22 protein-coding genes are annotated in these 19,390 nt (G+C 69.4%); 16 read left to right on the top strand and 6 right to left on the bottom strand.

All coding sequences use genetic code 11. The annotated features are described in order from the left end of the window. Positions 1 to 13 precede the first annotated feature (13 nt). The 4 genes from Q7T09_RS16710 (at position 14) to Q7T09_RS16695 (ending at position 3,164) form a co-directional block, all read left to right on the top strand. On the top strand, positions 14 to 427 hold the full coding sequence (locus Q7T09_RS16710) for a hypothetical protein (RefSeq protein WP_304701238.1): 414 nt from the start codon (positions 14 to 16) through the stop codon (positions 425 to 427). Between the two features lie 79 nt (positions 428 to 506). Continuing rightward, the gene (locus tag Q7T09_RS16705) at positions 507 to 1,130 is read left to right on the top strand and encodes a TetR/AcrR family transcriptional regulator (protein WP_304701237.1); all 624 of its coding nucleotides are present in this window, start codon (positions 507 to 509) and stop codon (positions 1,128 to 1,130) included. A 4-nt stretch (positions 1,131 to 1,134) separates the two neighbouring features. Further along, positions 1,135 to 2,181, top strand: coding sequence for an alpha/beta hydrolase (locus Q7T09_RS16700; RefSeq protein ID WP_304701235.1), 1,047 nt, complete (start codon positions 1,135 to 1,137; stop codon positions 2,179 to 2,181). Continuing rightward, entirely contained in the window at positions 2,181 to 3,164 is a 984-nt protein-coding gene (locus Q7T09_RS16695) for an NADPH:quinone oxidoreductase family protein (RefSeq protein WP_304701233.1), read from the top strand. The genes Q7T09_RS16700 and Q7T09_RS16695 overlap by 1 nt, the downstream gene beginning before the upstream one ends. Here Q7T09_RS16695 and Q7T09_RS16690 read toward each other — a convergent pair. Next, positions 3,161 to 4,393: a hypothetical protein gene (locus Q7T09_RS16690; protein ID WP_304701232.1), complete on the bottom strand. Its 1,233-nt coding sequence runs from the start codon at positions 4,391 to 4,393 to the stop codon at positions 3,161 to 3,163. The two genes, Q7T09_RS16695 and Q7T09_RS16690, sit on opposite strands and share 4 nt — an antisense overlap. Before the next feature lie 117 nt (positions 4,394 to 4,510). Here Q7T09_RS16690 and map point away from each other — a divergent pair, with 117 nt between their 5' ends. Further along, a complete protein-coding gene (map, locus tag Q7T09_RS16685; protein WP_304701231.1) occupies positions 4,511 to 5,257 on the top strand; it encodes a type I methionyl aminopeptidase in 747 nt (248 codons plus the stop codon). A 27-nt stretch (positions 5,258 to 5,284) separates the two neighbouring features. Here map and Q7T09_RS16680 read toward each other — a convergent pair whose 3' ends face one another. Next, the gene (locus Q7T09_RS16680; RefSeq protein ID WP_304701230.1) at positions 5,285 to 5,962 is read right to left on the bottom strand and encodes a hypothetical protein; all 678 of its coding nucleotides are present in this window, start codon (positions 5,960 to 5,962) and stop codon (positions 5,285 to 5,287) included. 96 nt (positions 5,963 to 6,058) lie between these two features. On the opposite strand from Q7T09_RS16680, the gene rpmH reads away from it, so the two are divergent. The 6 genes from rpmH to Q7T09_RS16650 all read left to right on the top strand — a co-directional run bounded on the left by rpmH (position 6,059) and on the right by Q7T09_RS16650 (position 11,130). Continuing rightward, positions 6,059 to 6,193, top strand: coding sequence for a 50S ribosomal protein L34 (rpmH, locus tag Q7T09_RS16675; RefSeq protein ID WP_215343146.1), 135 nt, complete (start codon positions 6,059 to 6,061; stop codon positions 6,191 to 6,193). A gap of 23 nt (positions 6,194 to 6,216) precedes the next feature. Further along, positions 6,217 to 6,609 carry a ribonuclease P protein component gene (gene rnpA / locus Q7T09_RS16670; RefSeq protein ID WP_304701228.1) on the top strand — a complete coding sequence of 131 codons (393 nt, stop codon included), beginning with the start codon at positions 6,217 to 6,219 and terminating at the stop codon, positions 6,607 to 6,609. Between the two features lie 11 nt (positions 6,610 to 6,620). Beyond that, positions 6,621 to 8,417, top strand: a complete 1,797-nt coding sequence (gene yidC, locus Q7T09_RS16665; RefSeq protein ID WP_304701227.1) for a membrane protein insertase YidC — start codon at positions 6,621 to 6,623, stop codon at positions 8,415 to 8,417. Further along, the gene (gene yihA / locus Q7T09_RS16660; RefSeq protein ID WP_304701226.1) at positions 8,414 to 9,091 is read left to right on the top strand and encodes a ribosome biogenesis GTP-binding protein YihA/YsxC; all 678 of its coding nucleotides are present in this window, start codon (positions 8,414 to 8,416) and stop codon (positions 9,089 to 9,091) included. Before yidC ends, yihA begins: the two co-directional genes overlap by 4 nt. A 62-nt stretch (positions 9,092 to 9,153) precedes the next feature. Beyond that, a complete protein-coding gene (locus Q7T09_RS16655) occupies positions 9,154 to 10,296 on the top strand; it encodes an acyl-CoA dehydrogenase family protein (RefSeq protein ID WP_304701225.1) in 1,143 nt (380 codons plus the stop codon). Between the two features lie 78 nt (positions 10,297 to 10,374). Then, on the top strand, positions 10,375 to 11,130 hold the full coding sequence (locus Q7T09_RS16650) for a Crp/Fnr family transcriptional regulator (RefSeq protein ID WP_304701224.1): 756 nt from the start codon (positions 10,375 to 10,377) through the stop codon (positions 11,128 to 11,130). Positions 11,131 to 11,140: 10 nt separating this feature from the next. On the opposite strand, the gene Q7T09_RS16645 is transcribed toward Q7T09_RS16650, so the two are convergent. Beyond that, positions 11,141 to 12,412, bottom strand: coding sequence for an amidohydrolase family protein (locus Q7T09_RS16645; protein WP_304701222.1), 1,272 nt, complete (start codon positions 12,410 to 12,412; stop codon positions 11,141 to 11,143). A 133-nt stretch (positions 12,413 to 12,545) separates the two neighbouring features. Here Q7T09_RS16645 and argB point away from each other — a divergent pair, with 133 nt between their 5' ends. From argB to dapE, 4 genes are read left to right on the top strand one after another with little or no spacing between them, the layout of a single operon-like run. Next, positions 12,546 to 13,460, top strand: a complete 915-nt coding sequence (argB, locus tag Q7T09_RS16640; RefSeq protein ID WP_304701220.1) for an acetylglutamate kinase — start codon at positions 12,546 to 12,548, stop codon at positions 13,458 to 13,460. Then, complete coding sequence (locus tag Q7T09_RS16635; protein WP_304701219.1) at positions 13,457 to 14,119, top strand: pyrimidine 5'-nucleotidase; 663 nt, start codon at positions 13,457 to 13,459, stop codon at positions 14,117 to 14,119. Before argB ends, Q7T09_RS16635 begins: the two co-directional genes overlap by 4 nt. After that, the gene (gene dapD, locus Q7T09_RS16630) at positions 14,119 to 14,949 is read left to right on the top strand and encodes a 2,3,4,5-tetrahydropyridine-2,6-dicarboxylate N-succinyltransferase (protein WP_304701218.1); all 831 of its coding nucleotides are present in this window, start codon (positions 14,119 to 14,121) and stop codon (positions 14,947 to 14,949) included. Before Q7T09_RS16635 ends, dapD begins: the two co-directional genes overlap by 1 nt. 3 nt (positions 14,950 to 14,952) lie before the next feature. Further along, positions 14,953 to 16,098, top strand: coding sequence for a succinyl-diaminopimelate desuccinylase (dapE, locus tag Q7T09_RS16625; protein WP_304701217.1), 1,146 nt, complete (start codon positions 14,953 to 14,955; stop codon positions 16,096 to 16,098). A 129-nt stretch (positions 16,099 to 16,227) separates the two neighbouring features. On the opposite strand, the gene truA is transcribed toward dapE, so the two are convergent. Together truA and fmt are read right to left on the bottom strand one after the other, a co-directional pair. After that, positions 16,228 to 16,965 (bottom strand): tRNA pseudouridine(38-40) synthase TruA, encoded by a 738-nt coding sequence (gene truA / locus Q7T09_RS16620; RefSeq protein ID WP_304701216.1) that lies wholly within the window; start codon positions 16,963 to 16,965, stop codon positions 16,228 to 16,230. Next, positions 16,965 to 17,891: a methionyl-tRNA formyltransferase gene (fmt, locus tag Q7T09_RS16615; protein ID WP_304701215.1), complete on the bottom strand. Its 927-nt coding sequence runs from the start codon at positions 17,889 to 17,891 to the stop codon at positions 16,965 to 16,967. Before fmt ends, truA begins: the two co-directional genes overlap by 1 nt. 86 nt (positions 17,892 to 17,977) lie before the next feature. On the opposite strand from fmt, the gene Q7T09_RS16610 reads away from it, so the two are divergent. Continuing rightward, the gene (locus Q7T09_RS16610) at positions 17,978 to 18,313 is read left to right on the top strand and encodes a hypothetical protein (protein WP_304701213.1); all 336 of its coding nucleotides are present in this window, start codon (positions 17,978 to 17,980) and stop codon (positions 18,311 to 18,313) included. An 8-nt stretch (positions 18,314 to 18,321) separates the two neighbouring features. On the opposite strand, the gene Q7T09_RS16605 is transcribed toward Q7T09_RS16610, so the two are convergent. Next, positions 18,322 to 19,203: a hypothetical protein gene (locus tag Q7T09_RS16605; RefSeq protein ID WP_304701211.1), complete on the bottom strand. Its 882-nt coding sequence runs from the start codon at positions 19,201 to 19,203 to the stop codon at positions 18,322 to 18,324. Between the last annotated feature and the right edge of the window lie 187 nt (positions 19,204 to 19,390).

The raw sequence follows: 19,390 nt of genomic DNA, 5'->3' as shown, positions 1-19,390 counted from the left end.
TACGGAGAGCCCCATGAAAACCCTGATCGCCGCCGCCGCCCTGCTGGCCCTCGCCGCCTGCGGCCCCAAGCCCGCCGCCGAGACCAAGACGGCCGCCGCCGCGCCGATCTCCTGCGCGGGCCTGCCCGACTACGCGCCGGTCTATCCGGGAGCCAAGATCACCCTCTGCACCCAGGGCGACTCCACGCCAGGCAAGATCGGCGGCGCCGTTGGCTTCACCAGCCGCGATGCGCCGGACGCCGTCATGGCGCGCTACAGAGACATCGCCGCCGCCGCCGGCCTGAAGACCGGCATGGACCTCGACCAAGGCGGTTCCAAGGTGTTCTCGGCCACGGACGGTGACCGCACGATGCGTATCCAGGCCTTGCCCGAGGCTGACGGCGGCGCCACCGCCATCCTCACCTGGGGCGCGGCCAAGCCCTCCTGATCGCCCCAAGCCGTCGAGGTTGGCGCTGCGGCTTTCGAGTGTCTAGTATGACGCCCGTCAGGTTTTGAATCAGGAAGAGATGTCCCAGGTCGCTTATCTCCCGGTCGGCAAGCGCGAGCAGACCAAGGTCCAGAACCGCCAGGCCATTCTGGACGCCGCCCGCGAAGTGTTCGGGGAGTTGGGCTACGAGGCCTGCACCGTGCGCGACATCATCCGCCGCACCGGCCTCGCGGCGGGCACCTTTTACAACTACTACCGCTCCAAGGACGAGGTCTATGTCGCCCTCTCCGACGAGGGCGCCCGGCGCTTCACCCCTCTGCTGAAGGCTCAGAGGGCCCAGTCGGCCGACTGGGAGAGCTTCGTCCGCGCCGCCATCGAGGCCTATTTCAGCTTCCTGGCCGACGAGCATCAGAGCTGGCTCGCGCGCCGCCCGCCGGACGAGCCCTTCCCGCATGTGCACGGTGAGACCCCGGAAATGACCGCGGTGTTCAACGAGGTGCGTCAGGCCATCGTCGACGAGATCGCCCGCGGCGGAGCGCCCGGCGCTGATCCCGACTACCTGGCGGCCGCCTGCATCGCCATCGCCCGCGAGGTGGGCGAGAAGATGCTGCAGCGGCGTCCCGTCGACACCAAGGGCGCGGCCGACTTCGTGGTCGCCCTGATCCAGGGGGGCGTGAAGGGGTTGCCCAAGACCGGGGCCTAGGCCGATGCCCAGTATCTCCACCCAGCGTGTCATCGTCCGCGCCCTGCTGTCCCTCCCATCGTCGCTGCTGCGGCTGCTTTCGGGCGGCGGGGTGATCTATCGCGGTGGACGCACCCTCGATCCCCGACTGCAGTTCCTGGCCGCCGGCGCGGCGCGGGGGCCCGCCATGACCACCCTCAGCCCGGAGGAGGCCCGGCGGGCCAGCGCCCAGGGACTGGCGGCGCTGGGCGGCTCCCCCGAGCCCGGCGTCCGCACCGAGCCGCTGACCATCCCGACCGGCGCCGACGAGATTCCCGCGCGCCTCTACCGTCCCGAGGGGCAGGACCCGGCCGCGCCGCTGATGATCTTCGCCCACTTCGGCGGCGGGGTGATCGGCGACCTGGAGACCTGCGACGCCTTCTGCGGGATCCTGGCCCGGATCGCCCGCTGCCCGGTGTTGTCGGTGGCCTACCGCCTGGCGCCCGAGCACCGCTTCCCGGCGGGCCTGGAGGACGTGCTGGCCGCCTACCGCTGGGGCCGCGACAACGCCGCGCGCTTCGGCGCGCCGGCCGGTCGCGCGGCCATCGGCGGCGACTCCATGGGGGGCAACTTCGCCGCCGTCGTGGCCCAGGAGCTGAAGCGCAGCGGCGAGGCCCAGCCCGACCTGCAGCTGCTGATCTATCCCTGCACAGACGTGGCCAGCGAAACCGCCTCGATGACCACCTACGCCGACAGCTTCCCCCTCAGCCGCGCCACCATGGACTGGTTCATGGGTCACTATATGGGCCCCGAGGCCGACCCCGCCGACCCGCGCCTGTCGCCGGTGCGCGCGCCCGACCTTTCAGGCCTGGCCCCTGCGGTGGTGATCACCGCCGGCTTCGATCCTTTGGTGGACCAGGGGGAGGCCTACGCCAAGCGCCTCAAGGACGCGGGCGTGCCCATCGCCTACCGCTGCTATGACAGCCTGGCCCACGGGTTCACCGCCTTCACCGGCGCCGTGCCCTGCGCCGACGTCGCCTGCCGCGAGATCGCGGGCCTGGTCCGTGAAGGCCTGGAAGGACGAATTCACTGATGCGCGCCCTGGTCGTCGAGGACCTGGCCGCCGACTACGGCGGCTGTGTCCTGAAGGAGATCGAGACCCCGGAGCCCCGCCCGGGCGAGGTGCGGATCAAGGTCCGCGCCGCCGCCGTCAACTTCCCCGACCTGCTGCAGACCCGGGGTGAGTATCAGCACAAACCCGCCCTGCCCTTCATTCCAGGCATGGAGATCGCCGGCGAGGTCGAGGCCCTGGGCGAGGGCGTCACCCAGTTCCAGATCGGCGACGCCGTGGTGGGCGGCGCCCGCATCGGCGGCTTCTCGGAATATGCCGTGACGCCGGCCGCGATCCTGCGGCCCAAGCCCGCCAACCTCTCCTTCAGCCAGGCCGCCGGCTACGCCACGGCCTATCTCACCGCCTATGTCTCCCTGGTGCGCCGCGCCCAGGTGGAGGCCGGCGAGTGGGTGCTGGTGCACGGTGCGGCCGGAGGCGTCGGCCTCGCCGCCGTGGACCTGGCCAAGCACCTCGGCTGCAAGGTGATCGCGGCCTCGGCGTCGGACGAGAAGCTGGCCATCATTGAGAAGGAATATGCGCCGGACGCCACGGTGAACGTCACCGGCGGCTTCCGCGAGCGGGTCAGGGAGATCACCGGCGGCCGCGGCGCCGACGTCATCTATGACCCGGTGGGCGGCGACGTCTTCGATGAGAGCGTCCGCTGCGTCGCCTTCAACGGCCGCATCCTCTCCATCGGCTTCACCTCGGGCCGCCTGCCGGTGCTGCCGGTCAACATGGCCCTGATCAAGGGCTTCTCGGTGATGGGCGTACGGGCCGGCGAATACGGCCGCCAGTTCCCCGAGAAGGGCCGCGAGAATTCCGCCGCCATCTGGGCCCTGGCCAATGAGGGCAAGGTCCATCCTCGTGTGGACCACGAATACCCGCTCTCGGAATGGCGCGCCGCCTTCGAGAGCCTCGCCAACCGCAAGGTGGTGGGCAAGACGATCGTCCGGCCGGACCTCTAGGGAACCGGGAACCCCGTCAGGTCCCAGGTGGCCTTGGCGCTGTTTGGCAGCACCACCACGGCGTCGTGGGCGAAGATGTAGTCGCGAAGCGCCGCCTGCTGGTCCGCGGGGACCTGGTTGGCGAACACCCGCGACCAGGGCTGGAGGGCCCGCAAGTCCAGGATCATCGGCTGCTTGGGCGGGCCATCGGGGAACAGCGCCTTCATCCACGGCCCTTCCTCGGTGACGTCGGCCTCGTAGCCGCCGGTGGGGACTACGACGATCCCATAGGCCTCCTTGCCGTTGGCGATCGCGAACTCGTGGGCGAAGTTGGCGATGGTGAAGGCGCCGCCGGGGCTGCGGCCGCGATAGCCGTGCCAGCTGCCGAACTTGAACATCACCTTGGGCGGGGACTTGGCGCTGGCCACCTGGCGGTAGCGGCCCATGAAGGCCCGCTTGAAGAGCGCCTCGCGCTCGGTGTTGTTGTAGAGCCCCACCCGTTCTCCGGCGTTGGCGCGGCGGTTGTAGGAATAGATTCGCGCCGAGGTGACCAGGCCGGTGAGCAACACCTCGGCCCGCGAGCCCGGCTTGGCGCCATAGACCGCCTTCAGCGCCTCCAGGCGGCCCAGGGTGGTGGCGTCATCGTGGATGAAGGCGCCCTGGTTGGCGCGGGTCTCCTTGAGACGGGCCTCGTCCAGCAGCGCCTGGGTGGTCGCCTTGGCCGCCGCATTGGGGGCCAGCGCCAGCAGCTCTTCCAGATAGGGCGCGACCCCTTGCGCCTGCTCCAGACCCCAGACGGTAGGATCCCTCGGCCTGGCGCTCCTGGACGCCTGGGCCAGGAAGCCGAGGTCCTGGTCCGAGGCGAAGCCGATGTGGGTGGGATAGCGCTTGGCCAGCGCGGCGATCTGACTGAGGTCGCCGCGATAGCTGTTCACCGCTTCGATCGCCAGCGGGTCCTGCTCCACCGCCAGGTAGCGATAGCCGAGGTCAGCCCGCAGGCGGCTGTATAGAGCGCCGGCGAAGATCGGGGTCTCGTGGTCGTGGTGGCTCTCGCCGAGGAAGAGGAACTGGCTGTCCTTCAGCTGCCCGAACAGGGCGTCCGCCCCCGGCCCGGCCAGCTTGCCGTCCGCATAGGTGAAGGGCCGAGTGTTGGCCGCCAGCAGCGCCCTGGTGTCCACCGGCGCGGGCGTCTGGGCCACCGCGCTGGTGGACAGGGTCAGGGCCGCCAGGGCCAGGAGCAGAGTTCGCATCGGTGTTCCCCCTCAGGACACCACGACCCTAGGAGCGGCGTCACAGGCGTCACAACTTAAAACGCGGCAATGTCGCAGGCCCTTGGGCCGGCGCGCGTTCGGCGCCATCTTCAGCCCATGACCATCGGCAGCGAAGACGAACTCGAGAAACTCCGCGTGGCGGGCGCCCTGGTGGCGCGCACGCTGGCGGCCATGGGCGCGGCCCTGGAGCCTGGCATCACCACTCGGGAGCTGGACCAGCTGGGCCGGGCCATGCTGGAGCACGAGGGCGCCCGTTCGGCCCCGGAGGTCACCTACGACTTTCCCGGCGCCACCTGCATCTCGGTGGGCCCCGACTGCGCCCACGGCATCCCCGGCGACACGGTGATCAAGGCCGGCGACCTGGTGAACATCGACGTCTCGGCCGAGATCGACGGCTTCTTCGGCGACACCGGCGCCAGCTTCGCCGTGCCGCCCACCGCGCCGAAGATCGAGCGCCTGTGCCGCGACGGCCGGCGCGCCATGTGGACGGGTATCCGCTCGGTGAAGCCCGGCGCCAAGCTCAACGAGATCGGCCGCTCCATCGAGGGCTTCGCGCGGAAGAACGGCTACAGCCTGGTGCGCAACCTGGCCTCCCACGGGGTCGGCCGCTCGCTGCACGACGAACCGGGCGACATCCCCACCTGGTTCGAACCGCAGGATCAGCGCCGCATCACCGAGGGCCTGGTCTTCACCATCGAGCCCTTCCTCTCCCTCGGCGCCGACTGGGTCGAGGAGCTGGACGACGGCTGGACCCTGCGCCCGCCCGGCCGCCAGCCCACGGTGCAGTATGAGCACACCCTGGTGGCCACTTCTCGCGGGCCGGTGATCCTGACCCTGGCCTGAGCACTAGTCTGAATTGCTGACCCGCCGTCAGGCCTCGCCGCAGACCAGGGCCAGGTCAGCGGTCAAGTCGACCCGCTGAGGCTCGCGCCCGTCGATATCGATACGCGCCACCCCGTCCGGCCCTGAGAACAGCACCAGGTCCGCCCGCGAGCCCCGGAACAGGGTCCCGGCGTGCGGCGCGAAGTCCGAGGCCACCGGCCCGGCCACCACGAAGCCCAGGGCCATAAGGGCGGCGGCGGCGCGATTAACGTCCTGCGCCCCCAACCATACCCGACGCAGGCGCACGCCCGGGTCGGGCGGGGTGTCTGGCGGATAGAGCGGGCCCGAGAAGGCGGGCAGGGCCCAGGGGGCCGGGTCAGTGGCGTATTCGATGGCCGAGATCTGGGTCAGCAGGCCCTGGCCGCGCCGGAACATCAGCATCGACCACGGCTGGTCCTGCGCGGGATCGGTGATCGCCTCCCGGCGATAGCTGCGGAACCCCCAGTCGCGCTCGGCCGCCACGCCTTCCAGGGTCGCGATCGGCCCCTGCAGGATCAGGGCGGGCGCACCGGCCTCCTGGGCGAAGACGTCCAGGAACGGGCCATTGGCGAAGCGCACGCCCCTGGAGACCACCTCGCCGCCCGGCCGATAGCCGTCCAGCACCGGCCGCGCCGACAGCCGCGAGACCGTCTCCACCAGGGCGTCGCGCCCGGGCGTACGGATCACCACGTGATCGACTCTAAACCTTTGACCGCTAACGGTTGACATCCCCAGCCCTACCCCTTATTCCCCGCCGCTCGATTTCGACCCGGAGCCAGTCCCGTGAAACGCACTTTCCAGCCCTCCCGTCTCGTGCGCGCACGCCGGCACGGCTGGCGTTCGCGTATGGCCACCAAAAACGGCCAGAAGGTGATCGCCCGTCGGCGCGCCAAGGGCCGTAAGCGCCTGACCGCCTAATACCAGGGTCCTGGGGTGTCCGCATGACGGACCCCGTCTTTCCCATCGAACATCTTAAGATCCGGCCCGATTTCCTGGCCGCGGCCAAGGCGCCTTCGTGCGCCCGTGGCGCCGTGGTGCTCCAGGCCCGCCATCGCGCCGATGATCGCCCCCTTGTCCGGGTGGGATTCACCGCGACCCGCAAGATCGGTGGGGCCGTGGTGCGCAACCGCGCCAAGCGCCGGCTGCGCGAGGCCGCTCGCGCCCTGGTTCCGACCCTAGGCAAGCCTGGTTTCGACTATGTCTTCATCGCTCGCGGCGGCGCGCCGACCCGCCCCTGGGCGCGTTTGCTTGACGATGTGAAAAGCGCGCTGATAAGCCTCGGCGCCGATAGCGACACCCGCGCGCCCGATCGCGCTTCTCCCCCTTCCGTCTGAGCGCGCGCCCCATGCAAGACAACTCGAACCGCAACACGATTATCTTCGTGGTCTCGGCGATGGCGCTGCTGCTGGCCTACCAGTTCCTGGTCATGGGTCCGCGCACCAAGGCCCGCGAGGCGGAACTGGCCCTCAACCCGCCGGCCGCCAGCGCCCAGGTCCAGGCACAGAACCTCACCAAGGCGCCGCCCACCGCCGCCGAGACCCTGGTTTCCCGCCAGACCGCCGCCGCCGCCAGTCCTCGGGTGAGAATCGAGACGCCGGCCCTGTCGGGTTCGGTTTCCCTGCGCGGCGCCCGTCTCGACGATCTCTATCTCAAGCAGTACCGCGAGACCGTGGCCAAGAACGCGCCCCCGGTGGAGCTGCTGCGGCCTGAGGGGGCCAAGCACGCCCAGTTCGCCGAGTTCGGCTGGGCCGGCGCCAATGTACCGGGCCTGCCCACCGCCGCCACCATCTGGACCCAGACGGCGGGCTCGACCCTGGCGCCGGGCGCGCCCGTCACCCTGCAGACCACCAACGGCGCGGGCCTGACCTTCACCCGGCAGATCTCGGTGGACGACCGCTTCATGTTCACCATCTCCGACACCGTGGCCAACACCGGGGCGGGCGCCGTGACCCTGGCCCCCTACGGCTCGGTGCAGCGCCAGGGCGTGCCCAGCGACATCGGCACAAACTCCATCGTCCACGAGGGCGCGGTCGGCTGGCTGGGCGAGGAGCTGCGGCTGATCAAGTTCAAGAAGTGGGCGAAGGACGGCGGCTCCACCATCGCCACCACCGGCGGCTGGGCCGGCATCACCGACAAGTACTGGCTGGCCGCGCTGATCCCGGCGCAGAACGAGGCCGTCCAGAGCCAGTTCCGCGTCACCAAGGCCGGCGGCGTCGACATCTTCGAGGCCAACTATGTGGGCTCGGCCCGCACGATCAATCCGGGTCGCCAGATCACCGAGACCCAGCGCTTCTTCGGCGGCGCCAAAACGGTGCCGGTCCTGAAGGCCTATGAGACCACCCTCGGCGTCCCCCGCTTCGACCAGGCCGTGGACTGGGGCATGTTCTGGTTCTTCACCCGGCCGCTGTTCCAGTTCCTGGAATTCATCAACAGCCACGTCGGCAACTTCGGCATCGCCATCCTGCTGCTCACCGTGGCGGTGAAGGTCGTGTTCTTCCCGCTGGCCAACAAGAGCTACGAGTCGATCACCAAGATGAAGAAGGTGCAGCCCGAGATCGAGGCGCTGCGCGCGAAATACAAGGACGACGCCACCAAGCAGCAGACCGAGCTGATGGCCCTCTATCAGAAGGAGAAGATCAACCCGGTCACCGGCTGTCTTCCCATGCTGCTGCAGATCCCGGTCTTCTACGCCCTGTACAAGGTGCTGACCGTGACCATCGAGATGCGGCACGCGCCCTTCTTCGGCTGGATTCAGGACCTCTCGGCCCGCGACCCCTCCACCATCTGGAACCTGTTCGGGCTGATCCCGTGGAATCCGGCCGGCCTGCCCATGGTCGGCGGACTGCTGGACACCACCCTGCACATCGGGGCCCTGGCCCTGGCCTATGGCGTGACCATGTGGCTGACCACCTCGATGAACCCGCCGGTCGGCGACCCCATCCAGCAGAAGATCTTCCAGTTCATGCCGATCATCTTCACGTTCATCATGGCCCCCTTCGCCGTGGGCCTGCTGATCTACTGGACCTGGTCGAACGTGCTGACGATCATCCAGCAGTACATCATCATGCGGCGCTTCAAGGTCGATAACCCCATCGACGACCTGATCGCCAGGTTCTCCCGCAAACCCAAGGCCCAAGAGTGAACACCGGCGGGACCTTCGACGAGGCGGAGATCGAGGCCGCGCGCATCCTCTTCGCGCGCCAGGCCACCTTCCTGATGGGAGCTGTCTCGGTGGACGGCCTGCCACCCGCCGACATGCCCGAGGTGGCCTTCGCCGGCCGCTCCAACGTCGGCAAGTCCTCCCTGATCAACGCCCTGGTGGGCCACAAGAAGCTGGCCCGTGCCTCCAACGAGCCCGGCCGCACCCGCGAGGTGAACTTCTTCGTCCTCGACGACGCCATCCGCCTGGTGGACCTGCCCGGCTACGGCTGGGCCCGCGCCTCCAAGATCACGACGAAGAAGTTCCAGAACCTCGGCCGCGACTATCTGCGCGGCCGGGTCAACTTGAAGCGCGCCTACCTCCTGATCGACGCCCGTCATGGGCTGAAGGAGGTGGACACCGAGCCCATGGACGCCTTCGACAAGGCCGCGGTCTCCTACCAGATCATTCTGACCAAGGCCGACAAGATGAAGCCCGCCGAGGTCGAGGCCCTGGTGGCCAAGACCCAGGCCGCCATCATCAAGCGGCCCGCCGCCTTCCCCCGCGTCCTGGCCACCTCCTCGGAAAAGGGGACCGGCATCCCCGAGCTGCGCGCCGAGATCGCCGCGACCTGCGAGATCCTGCCCCGCACCGAGCCCCCCGCCGAAGCCGAGTAGCTGGCCTGACGCCGCGTGAGGGCGTTAGATCGCTGGGAGCCCCGCAAAGAGGACCCCAGGACATGCTTGAGACCGCCGCCCGCGCCATCTATGACGAAGACCTCGAACTCTTCCGCGACCAGGTCCGCAAGTTCTTCACCGTCCATCTGACGCCCCACCTGGACCGCTGGGAGGAGGAGGGCGTCGTCGACCGGGCCTTCTGGCGGGCCTGCGGCGAGGCGGGGCTGCTTTGTCCCCAGGTTCCCGCCGCGTACGGCGGCCTGGCCCTCGACTACCGCTACAACGCCGTGATCGGTGAGGAGCTGTCCTATGCCGGCTCCTCGGCCGGCATCACCCTGCAGTCCGACATCGTCGTCGACTACATCATCAACTACGGCTCGGAGGAGCAGAAGAAGCGCTGGCTGCCGGGCATGGTCTCGGGCGAGGTCATCACCGCCATCGCCATGACCGAACCCGGCGCGGGCTCGGATCTCCAGGGCGTGCGCACCACCGCGATCCGCGACGGCAATCACTACGTCGTCTCCGGCTCCAAGACCTACATCACCAACGGCCAGAACGCCGACCTGGTGGTGGTGGTGGCCAAGACCGATCCCACCGCCGGCTCCAAGGGCATCTCGCTGGTCCTGGTGGAGACCGACCGCGCCGGCTTCAAGCGCGGGCGCAACCTCGACAAGATCGGCCAGAACTCCGCCGACACCTCCGAGCTGTTCTTCGAGGATGTCCGCATCCCCATCACCAACTGCGTGGGCGAGGAGGGCCGCGGCTTCGCCTACCTCATGAACCAGCTGCCCCAGGAGCGGTTGCAGATCGCCATCGCCGGTCAGGCCGGCGCCCAGCGCGCCTTCGACGAGGCGGTGAAGTTCACCAAGGAACGCAAGGCCTTCAAGCAGACGGTCTTCGACTTCCAGAACACCCGCTTCACCCTGGGCGCCCTGAAGGCCAAGCTGCAGGCCGGCTGGGCCCACCTGGACTGGTGCATGGCCCGCCACCTGAAGGGTGAGCTCACCGCGGCCGAGGCCTCGGCCGCCAAGCTCTTCCACACCGAGCTGCAATGGGAGGTCTGCGACGCGGCCCTGCAACTACACGGCGGGGCCGGCTACATGAACGAGTACCCGATCGCCCGGCTCTGGCGCGACGCCCGGGTGCAGCGGATCTATGGCGGCACCTCGGAGATCATGAAGGAGGTCGTCGCCCGCTCCATCTGACTCGGTCGGATATCGGACAAGCGGAGCCGTTCGGCCGATTGTGCGTTCTTTCCAGGTCGGTACCTGGGGAATTGTCGCATGAACAAGGTCATCACCGCGCCGGACTGCACGGACGAGTCAGGCCCGCACCCGCGCCTGTCCAACCGCCTGCTGGCCGCGCTGTCCCTGCGGGACTTCGCCGTCCTGGAGCCGCACCTGGAGCTCGTCGCCCTGCCCCGCGGACGAGTGCTGTTCGAGCCCGGCGACGAGGTGGCCACCACCTATTTCCCGTGCCGCCAGACCATGGCCTCGCTGCTGATCGTCACCCGTGACGGCCGGGAGGTGGAGGCCGCCACCATCGGCCGGGAGGGCGCCGTCGGCGGCATCGTCAGCGAGGGCCACAAGCCCGCCTTCGGCCGCGCCGTGGTGCAGGTGGCGGGCTCGGCCTACGCCATCTCCACCAGCCACCTGGCGGCCGCCAAGCGGGGCTCGGCCCGCTTCGGCGACCTCTTCTCCCGCTACGCCGACGCCCTGCTCGCCCAGATGATGCAGTCGGTGGCCTGCAACGCCCTGCACACGGTGGAGGAGCGCTGCTGCCGCTGGCTGCTGGCCATCCACGACCGAGCCGGCGACAAGATCATCCACCTGACCCAGGAATCCCTGGCCGAGATGCTGGGGGTCCAGCGCACCACGGTCTCGGCGGTCACCGCGCAGCTGGCCGCCCGCGGCCTGCTCAAGACCCACCGCGGCCGGGTGGAGATCCTCGACCGCGCCGGCCTCAAGAAGGCCTCCTGCGAATGCTACGAGGCCGTCGAGCGCCACTTCGCCAGGGTCCTGCCCGAGGTGGAGCTCTAAAACCCCCCGATCAGTTAGGCGCCTTCACCACATCCCCACCCTTCATCACGAAGGCCGGGTGCTCCAGGACGGTCACGTCCTTCAGCGGATCACCTGTCACCCCGATGAGGTCGCCATAGGCGCCGACCTTCACCTGGCCGACGTCCTTCTCCTGGCCCAGCGCCTGGGCGGCGGTGACCGTGGCCGACTGGATGGCCTGCAGCGGGGTCGCGCCATAGCGCACCATCACCGCGAACTGCTTGGCGTTGTCGCCGTGCGGATAGATGCCGGAGTCGGTGGCGTAGACCATCTTCACCCCGGCCTTGAGCGCCTTGGCGTAGTTCTGGCGCTGGATCTCGCCGACGTCGCGGTCCTTGCGCAGGTTGTCCTCCAGCACCCCGTTCTTCTTGCCCTCGGCCTGGGTGTAGTCGGTGTTGTAGATGTCCATGCCGAAATAGGCGCCCTTCTGCAGGGCCAGCCTGATCCCCTCGTCGTCCACCAGGCTGACATGCTCGATGGTGTCGACGCCGCCGAGGATCGCGGCCTTGATGCCTGGGGCCCCATGGGCGTGGGCGGCGACCTTCAGCCCGGCCATGTGCGCCTCGTCGACGATGGCCTTGATCTCCTCCAGGCTCAGCTGCTGGGCGCCGGGCTCGGAACCTCGGGAGAAGACCCCGCCGGTGGCGCAGATCTTGATCACCTGGGCGCCGTACTTCTTCAGCTTGCGCACCATGCGGCGGCCCTCGTCGGGGCTATCGATCACCGCCGGCGCCACCTGCGCCATGGAGGGCGGGAAGAAGGTGGAGTCGCAGTGGCCGCCGGTGGCGCCGATGGCGTAGGCGGCCGTCACGATCCGCGGCCCCGGAACCACCCCGTCCTCGATCGCCTCGCGCAGGCCCACGTCGTCATAGAAGTCGGCGCCGACGTTGCGGATCGTCGTGAAGCCGGCCGCCAGGGTGTCCTTGGCGTTCTTGGTGCCGACCACCGCCCAGTAGGCGTCGGACTTCTCCAGATAGTTGTAGCCCCCGAACAGCGGCGAAGAGGTGATGTGAGTGTGCATGTCGATCAGGCCGGGCAGCAGAGTCACCCCGGGCAGGTTCACGCTCTCGGCCCCGGCCGGTGTCGCGTCCCCCTGCTTGCCGACGGCGGTGATGCGGCCGTCGGTGATGATCACCAGGGGCTTTTCGGTGACCTTGCCGGTGGCCACGTCCACCAGGCGTTCGGCGCTGACCGCCACGGTCTTGGCCTGGGCGCCGGTGGCGAAGAGGACGGCCGCGCAGGCGAACAGGGCGGAGACGCGCATGGGGGGATACCTTCGAGGGTGAGACGAAGGGTGACGCTAGCACGAAGCCGCGCCCCGTCGAGCCGCCGCGAAGGTGACAGGGGCGCCCTTGTCGGCTAATCGACCCCTCCGAGCCGACGGAGTGCGTAGCGACGTGACCGAGACCCCCGAAGAGCAAGGCTGGGCCACCGCCAAGACGCTGGCCGAGGCCCTGCCCTACATCCAGCGCTACGATCGCGAGACCGTGGTGATCAAGTACGGCGGTCACGCCATGGGCCAGGAGTCGGTGGCCCGCCTGTTCGCCGCCGACGCCGTGCTGCTGAAGCTGCTGGGCCTGCACCCCGTCGTGGTGCACGGCGGCGGCCCGCAGATCTCCCGCATGCTGGACAAGGCCGGGGTCAAGTCGACCTTCGTCGACGGCCTGCGGGTGACCGACGAGGCCACCATGGAGGTCGCCGAGATGGTGCTGTCGGGCGCCATCAACAAGGAGATCGCCAACTGGATCACGCTCGCCGGCGCCGAGGCCGACGTGCGCGGCGTGGGCCTGTCGGGCAAGGACGCCAGACTGATCACCGTCAAGAAGGTGGAGCGCACCAAGAAGGACCCCGGCAGCCAGATCGAACAGGCCGTCGACCTGGGATTCGTGGGCGAGCCGACCCGCATCGACCCCCAGCTGATCCAGGGCCTGATCTCCGCCGACCACGACTACATCCCGGTGATCGCCCCCATCGGCGTCTCCGAGGAGGGCCAGACCTTCAACATCAACGCCGACACCGTGGCCGGCGCCCTGGCCGGGGCGCTCAAGGCCAAGCGCATGCTGCTGCTCACCGATGTCAGCGGCGTCCTCGGCGCCGACGGTGAGCTGATCCGCGAGATGAGCGTCACTGAGGCTAAGAGGGCGATCGCCACCGGCGTCGCCTCGGGCGGCATGATCCCCAAGCTGGAGACCGCCATCGCCGCGGTGGAGTCCGGGGTCGAGGCCGTGGTCATCCTGGATGGCCGGCGGCCCCACGCCATGCTGGTGGAGCTGTTCACCGAGCACGGCTCGGGCACCCTCATCACCCGATGAGCCCCGACCTCGCCCACATCGACACCTGGCTGTTTGATCTCGACAACACCCTCTACCCGGAGGAGTCGGGCTTCATGGGCCAGGTCGAGGGGCGGATGACCGACTTCGTGGCCAAGGTCACCGGCCTGCCCCGGGACGAGGCCTACGTCCTGCAGAAGAAATACCTGGCCGAACACGGCCTGACCCTGCACGGCCTGATGCTGAACCACGGGGTGGACCCGGCCGACTTCCACGCCCTGTTCCACGACCTGTCCCTCGACCTGCTGGCCCACGACGCCGACCTGCTGGCGGCGCTTGAGCGCCTGCCCGGACGCCGGCTGATCTTCACCAACGCCGACGACCGGCACGCCGAGCGGGTCCTGGCCCATCTGGGCCTGGATCACCTGTTCGACGACGTCTTCCACATCCACTCCTTCGGCTTCACCCCCAAGCCCGATCCCCTGGGCTTCCAGAGGATGATCGACGTCCATGGCCTGGATCCGGCCGCCACCAGCTTCTTCGAGGACTCCGAGCGCAACCTGAAGCCCGCCTTCGACCTGGGCATGACCACCGTCCTGGTGGGCCCGCGCGCCCTGACCTCCACCGCCCCCTTCGTCCAACACCGCACCGCCAAGCTCGCGCCCTTCCTCGGGGCCGCGCGTCTGAAGGAACCCACCTGATGTCCCAAGACCTGAAGTCCGTGATCGAAGCCGCCTGGGAGGCCCGCGACGGGGTCAATACCGCCACCACGGGCGAGGTCCGCGAGGCGGTCGAGGAAACCCTCAACCAGCTCGACGCCGGAACCCTGCGCGTCGCCACCCGCGGCGACGACGGCGCCTGGACCACCCACCAGTGGGCCAAGCAGGCGATCCTGCTATCCTTCCGCCTCAGCGCCAACCAGCTGATCGACGCCGGCGCGCCGCATCCCTACTGGGACAAGATCCCGCTGAAGTTCACCGGCTGGGACGCCGCCCGCTTCGAGGCCGCCGGTTTCCGGGCGGTCCCCGGCTGCATCGTCCGCCGCGGCGCCTATATCGGCCGCAACGTCATCATGACCCCCTCCTTCGTCAACATCGGCGCCTATGTCGACGAGGGGACCATGGTGGACACCTGGGCCACGGTCGGCTCCTGCGCCCAGATCGGCAAGAACGTCCACCTGTCGGGCGGCGCCGGCATCGGCGGGGTCCTGGAGCCCCTGCAGGCCAATCCCACCATCATCGAGGACGACTGCTTCATCGGCGCCCGCTCCGAGGTCGCCGAGGGCGTCATCGTCCGCAAGGGCAGCGTGCTGTCCATGGGCACCTTCATCACCTCGACCACCCGGATCGTCGACCGCAAGACCGGCGAGGTCTTCCAGGGCGAGGTGCCCCCCTATTCGGTGATCATGCCGGGCTCCATGCCCAGCCCCTTCGGCGAGGGCCTGCCGTCGATCAACTGCGCGGTGATCGTCAAGACCGTGGACGAGCGCACCCGCTCCAAGACCTCGATCAACGAACTGCTGCGGGACTAGGCCATGCTCGATCCCGTCGCCCTGACCCAGGACCTGATCCGCCGCCCCTCCGTGACCCCGGCCGACGCCGGCGCCATGGACATCGTCCAGCAAACCCTGGAGGGCCTGGGCTTTTCCTGCCGCCGGATGAAGTTCGGCGAGATCGAGAACCTCTACGCCCGCTACGGGACCGCCCGGCCCAACCTCTGCTTCGCCGGCCACACCGACGTGGTGCCGGTGGGCGACGCCGGCGCCTGGAGCTCCGAGGCCTTCGCCGCGGCGATCGTCGAGGGCGTCCTGATCGGCCGCGGCGCGGTGGACATGAAGAGCGCCGTGGCCGCCTTCGCCGCCGCCGCCGCCCGGGCCATCGACGCGGGCCAGGTCTCAGGCTCCCTCTCCTTCCTGATCACCGGGGATGAGGAAGGGATCGCCACCCACGGCACGAAGCTCGTCGTTCAAACCCTGCAGGCCGAAGGCGAGATCATCGACCACTGCGTGGTGGGCGAGCCCACCAGTTCCGAGACCTTTGGGGACATGATCAAGATCGGCCGCCGCGGCTCGATCAATGTCGACATCGTGGTGGAGGGCGTCCAGGGCCACGTGGCCTATCCGCACCGGGCGGCTAATCCCATTCCCGTCCTCATCGCCCTGCTGGCCCGCCTGCAGGAGCACGAGCTGGACACCGGTTTCCTGGGCTTCCAGCCCTCGAACCTGGAGGTCACCACCGTCGATGTCGGCAACGCCGCCACCAATGTGATCCCGGCCGCCGCGCGGGGGCGGCTCAACATCCGCTTCAACCCCAACCACACCGGCCAGGCCCTGGCCGACTGGATCGCGCAGGAGGCCCGCGAGGCCCTGGCCGGCTTCCAGGGCAATATCGTGGTGACGCCGTCCATCAGCGGCGAGGCCTTCCTCACCGAGCCTGGCCCCTTCACCGACCTGGTGGCCGCCGCCGTGGCCGACGTCACCGGCAAGGGCCCGGAGCTCTCCACCACCGGCGGCACCTCCGACGCCCGCTTCATCCGCGCCCTGTGCCCGGTCGTGGAGCTGGGTTTGGTGGGCAAGACCATGCACTCGGTGGACGAACGCGCGCCCGTCGCCGAGATCCGCCAGCTGCAGGCGGTCTATGAGCGGCTGATCGCCCGCTACTTCGAGGCCTTCAAGGATTAGTTTCCTCCCTCCCCTTCATGGGGAGGGGCAGGCCGCGATAGCGGCCGGGGTGGGGAAGTCTGGCCCGTATTCCCCACCCGTCCGAAGCTGCGCTTCGTCCACCCTCCCCATGAAGGGGAGGGAGAAACCTCAGTACTTCACCGCCACCAGATACAGCCCGTCGGCCGGCGCCACCGGCCCGCAGGCTGTGCGGTCGCGGGCTTCCAAGGCCTGCTTCACGTCCTCCGCTGTCCAGCGTCCGATCCCCACCTCGGCCAGCGTCCCGGTCATGGAGCGGACCTGCCGGTGCAGGAAGGAGCGGGAGGCGAACTCCAGCACCACCTCGCAGCCTTCCCGGCGGACCGTGGCCAGGTCCATGGTCTTCATCGGCGACTTGGCCTGGCAGGCCAGGTCCCGAAAGGTGGTGAAGTCGTGGTGGCCCACCAGGGACTGGGCGGCGGTGTGCATCGCCTGGGCGTCCAGGGGCTTCCTCACGTGCCACACCCGGCCCCGGTCCAGGGCCGGCGGGCTCTCGCGGTTGAGGATGCGGTAGAGATAGCGCCGCTCGGTGGCCGAGAACCGCGCGTGCCAGTCGGCCGGCGCCACCGTCACCTCCAGCACCGAGATCGGCTCGGGCACGAGGTGGGCGTTGATGGCGTTGCGCACCACCTCCGGCCGCCAGGCCTTCTCCAGGTCGATGTGGATCACCTGGGCGAGCGCATGGACACCGGTGTCGGTGCGGCCCGCGGCGTTGACCCGCACATCCTCGCCGCAGAAGGCGTGCGCGGCCCGCTCGATCGAGCCCTGCACCGTCGGCAGGCCGGCCTGGGCCTGGAAACCCTTATAGGGCCGGCCGTCATACTCGATGGTCATGCGGTAGCGGGGCATCAGAGGGCTATCGTCCCCGCCGCCACCGGGAAGCCGCGCAGGAAGACCTCGGCGTCCTGCGGCCCCCGGCCCTCCCGCTGCACCCGCAGCAGGCGCACCGCGCCATCGCCGCAGGCCACCAGCAGTCTTTCATCGAGGACTTGTCCGGGGGCTCCAGAACCGTCCTCCACCTGGGACAGCAGGGCCTTCACCCGCACCGGACCCCTGTCCGAGGCCAGCTCGAACCAGGCGCCCGGGAAGGGCGAGAGGCCGCGGATCTTGCGGTCGATCTCGGCGGCGGGCTTGGTCCAGCGCAGCCGCGCCTCCTTGGGCCGGATCTTCTTGGCGTAGGTCAGGCCGGCGTCGGCCTGGGGCGTCGCCTTGGCCTGGCCGGCCTTCACCGCGGCCATGGTGCGCACCAGCAGATCGGCCCCCACCGCCGCCAGCCGGTCGTGCAGGCTGCCTGCCGTCTCCAGGGCGTCAATGCGCACGGTCTCCGAGGCCAGGACCGGACCCTCGTCCAAGCCCTCCGTCATCTGCATGACCTCGACGCCGGTGAGCTTGTCCCCGGCCATGATCGCCCGCTGGATGGGCGCCGCGCCGCGCCAGCGGGGCAGCAGGGAAGCGTGCAGGTTGAAGGCGCCGAGCCGGGGCGCCTCCAGCACCTCGCGCGGCAGGATCTGGCCGAACGCCACCACCACCGCGGCGTCCAGCTTCAGGTCGGCGAAGGCGGCGATCTCAGCGGGGTCGCGCATGGACACAGGCGTGCGCACCGGAATGCCGTGCGCTAGGGCGTAGGCATGGGCCGGCGAGGGCTTCAGGTCCTGGCCGCGCCCCCGCGGGGCCGGCGGCTGGGAGTAGACCGCCGCGATCTCGTGACCAGCCTCCACGAGGGCCGCCAGACAGGCGACGGCGAAGTCGGGGGTTCCTAGGAAAGCCAAGCGCATGGCGCGGGTTTAACGGCGTGCGAGGCGATAGGGAACCGGCCTCAAGCGTGACCGTTACCCGCACGCCTCATTCGGAGAAAAGTTCCATGCGCCACGCCATCGTCATCTCGTTCGCCGTCGCGGCCCTCGCGCTCACCGCCTGCTCCAAGGCCGAACAGGCGGAAACCGGCGAACACGCCAAGGCCGCGGCCGCCAAGATCGGCGAGGCCACCAAGGAGGTCGCCGGCAGTCCCGAGATGAAGGACCTCGGGACTGACGTGAAGGAAGGCGCGGCCGAGGCTGGCGCCGTGGCCAAGGAGGCGCTGGCCACCGCCGGGGCGGAACTCAAGGAAGGCGCGGCCAAGGCCGGAGACAAGGCCCAGGACGCCGCCGCCACCGCCGACGCCAAGATCGACAAGGCCGCGGCCGACGCCAAGAAATAGGCGGCCTGTTAGCCGGCCAGCCTGTCGGTCCGCCGCTCGGCCACCATCTCGGCGGCCCGGATCAGGCCCAGATAGGTGATCCCATAGAAGATCCGCACGGTCTCCCCCAGGGCCGGGGTCAGGACCCAGGTCGCATCGACACCGGCCCTGGTCATCCAGCCCGCGGCCTCGATGTCCCGCAGGACGCTCAACACGTGGCTGCGGGAGACTTCGTAACGCCGGGCCAGGGCGGCCACCGAAACCTCCACCTCCCCCTGCGGCGGATAGGGGCCGCCGCGGTCGGCGCGCATCATCAGATCAAACAGGATCAGCAGTCCGGCCGAGCGAAGGGAGAGCGCATTGAAGGGGGCGATGTCGTGATTGGGCGCGCCGGCGGCCTGCATGGACTGTTCGCCCATCACCGCCATGAAGGCGCCGAAGGTCTCCGCGTCGTCGAGATCGTCCAGCAGGGTCCGGACGCCGGGTTCCAGCAGCGCCACCGACTCCAGTTCGATCCGCATCCGCTCGCGGAACGCCTTGGCCATGACGGAGGTGGGCTTGTAGAGCCTGGGCAGGCCATTGGGCGCCTCGCCGCGCGTCACGTAACCGATGAGCTGAAGCCTGAGCAGGACGGCCGTGGCGGTGCCGGCGCTGAGGATGCCGCTCTTCCCTGACAGCTCCCGCAGGCGGCGGTGGGTCAGGCCCCCGCTGGCGTCCAGGTAGAGCGCCACCACCCCCAGCAGGAAGCGGCTGACGTCCTTGACGTTGCGGTGCAGGATGGGCGCGGCGTCATAATAGGCCACGGCCCCCCGCACGGAGCGGCGCATGGCTTCATCCAGCTCAGGCTTGGCCAGCATCGCCCCCAGGGCGTTGTAGGGAAAGGCCCGGCCTTGGAGCGCGTCGTCGGTCATGATCCCCGCGGGGTGCTCACTCAAAATGGGTTATGCGGCGGGCGCCGTACCAGAAAACGCCATCCCCCCATGTTAGGCTCCCTGCTATCGGAATGCGCAGGTCCGGTGCGCTTACCGGTCCGCGTTGGCGACCGAACAAACCGCGGCTCTGGAAAGGGTTATCGGGTTTGTCGGGACCGGGCCCCGG

Origin of the sequence: Phenylobacterium sp., assembly GCF_030645195.1 — a bacterium.
GTDB lineage: Bacteria > Pseudomonadota > Alphaproteobacteria > Caulobacterales > Caulobacteraceae > Phenylobacterium.
Note: the sequence above shows the minus strand (reverse complement) of the source record. Positions and strands in the feature narration are given on the sequence as shown.

Excerpts from the sequence above, each read along its gene's own strand:
- dapE (WP_304701217.1), top strand. The coding sequence starts at position 14,953 with ATGCTCGATCCCGTCGCCCTGACCCAGGACCTGATCCGCCGCCCCTCC.
- truA (WP_304701216.1), bottom strand. The coding sequence starts at position 16,965 with ATGCCCCGCTACCGCATGACCATCGAGTATGACGGCCGGCCCTATAAG.
- Q7T09_RS16700 (WP_304701235.1), top strand. The coding sequence starts at position 1,135 with ATGCCCAGTATCTCCACCCAGCGTGTCATCGTCCGCGCCCTGCTGTCC.
- Q7T09_RS16695 (WP_304701233.1), top strand. The coding sequence starts at position 2,181 with ATGCGCGCCCTGGTCGTCGAGGACCTGGCCGCCGACTACGGCGGCTGT.
- rnpA (WP_304701228.1), top strand. The coding sequence starts at position 6,217 with ATGACGGACCCCGTCTTTCCCATCGAACATCTTAAGATCCGGCCCGAT.
- Q7T09_RS16635 (WP_304701219.1), top strand. The coding sequence starts at position 13,457 with ATGAGCCCCGACCTCGCCCACATCGACACCTGGCTGTTTGATCTCGAC.
- Q7T09_RS16710 (WP_304701238.1), top strand. The coding sequence starts at position 14 with ATGAAAACCCTGATCGCCGCCGCCGCCCTGCTGGCCCTCGCCGCCTGC.
- fmt (WP_304701215.1), bottom strand. The coding sequence starts at position 17,891 with ATGCGCTTGGCTTTCCTAGGAACCCCCGACTTCGCCGTCGCCTGTCTG.
- Q7T09_RS16645 (WP_304701222.1), bottom strand. The coding sequence starts at position 12,412 with ATGCGCGTCTCCGCCCTGTTCGCCTGCGCGGCCGTCCTCTTCGCCACC.
- Q7T09_RS16690 (WP_304701232.1), bottom strand. The coding sequence starts at position 4,393 with ATGCGAACTCTGCTCCTGGCCCTGGCGGCCCTGACCCTGTCCACCAGC.
- yidC (WP_304701227.1), top strand. The coding sequence starts at position 6,621 with ATGCAAGACAACTCGAACCGCAACACGATTATCTTCGTGGTCTCGGCG.
- Q7T09_RS16610 (WP_304701213.1), top strand. The coding sequence starts at position 17,978 with ATGCGCCACGCCATCGTCATCTCGTTCGCCGTCGCGGCCCTCGCGCTC.
- map (WP_304701231.1), top strand. The coding sequence starts at position 4,511 with ATGACCATCGGCAGCGAAGACGAACTCGAGAAACTCCGCGTGGCGGGC.
- dapD (WP_304701218.1), top strand. The coding sequence starts at position 14,119 with ATGTCCCAAGACCTGAAGTCCGTGATCGAAGCCGCCTGGGAGGCCCGC.
- Q7T09_RS16650 (WP_304701224.1), top strand. The coding sequence starts at position 10,375 with ATGAACAAGGTCATCACCGCGCCGGACTGCACGGACGAGTCAGGCCCG.
- Q7T09_RS16605 (WP_304701211.1), bottom strand. The coding sequence starts at position 19,203 with ATGACCGACGACGCGCTCCAAGGCCGGGCCTTTCCCTACAACGCCCTG.
- Q7T09_RS16655 (WP_304701225.1), top strand. The coding sequence starts at position 9,154 with ATGCTTGAGACCGCCGCCCGCGCCATCTATGACGAAGACCTCGAACTC.
- Q7T09_RS16705 (WP_304701237.1), top strand. The coding sequence starts at position 507 with ATGTCCCAGGTCGCTTATCTCCCGGTCGGCAAGCGCGAGCAGACCAAG.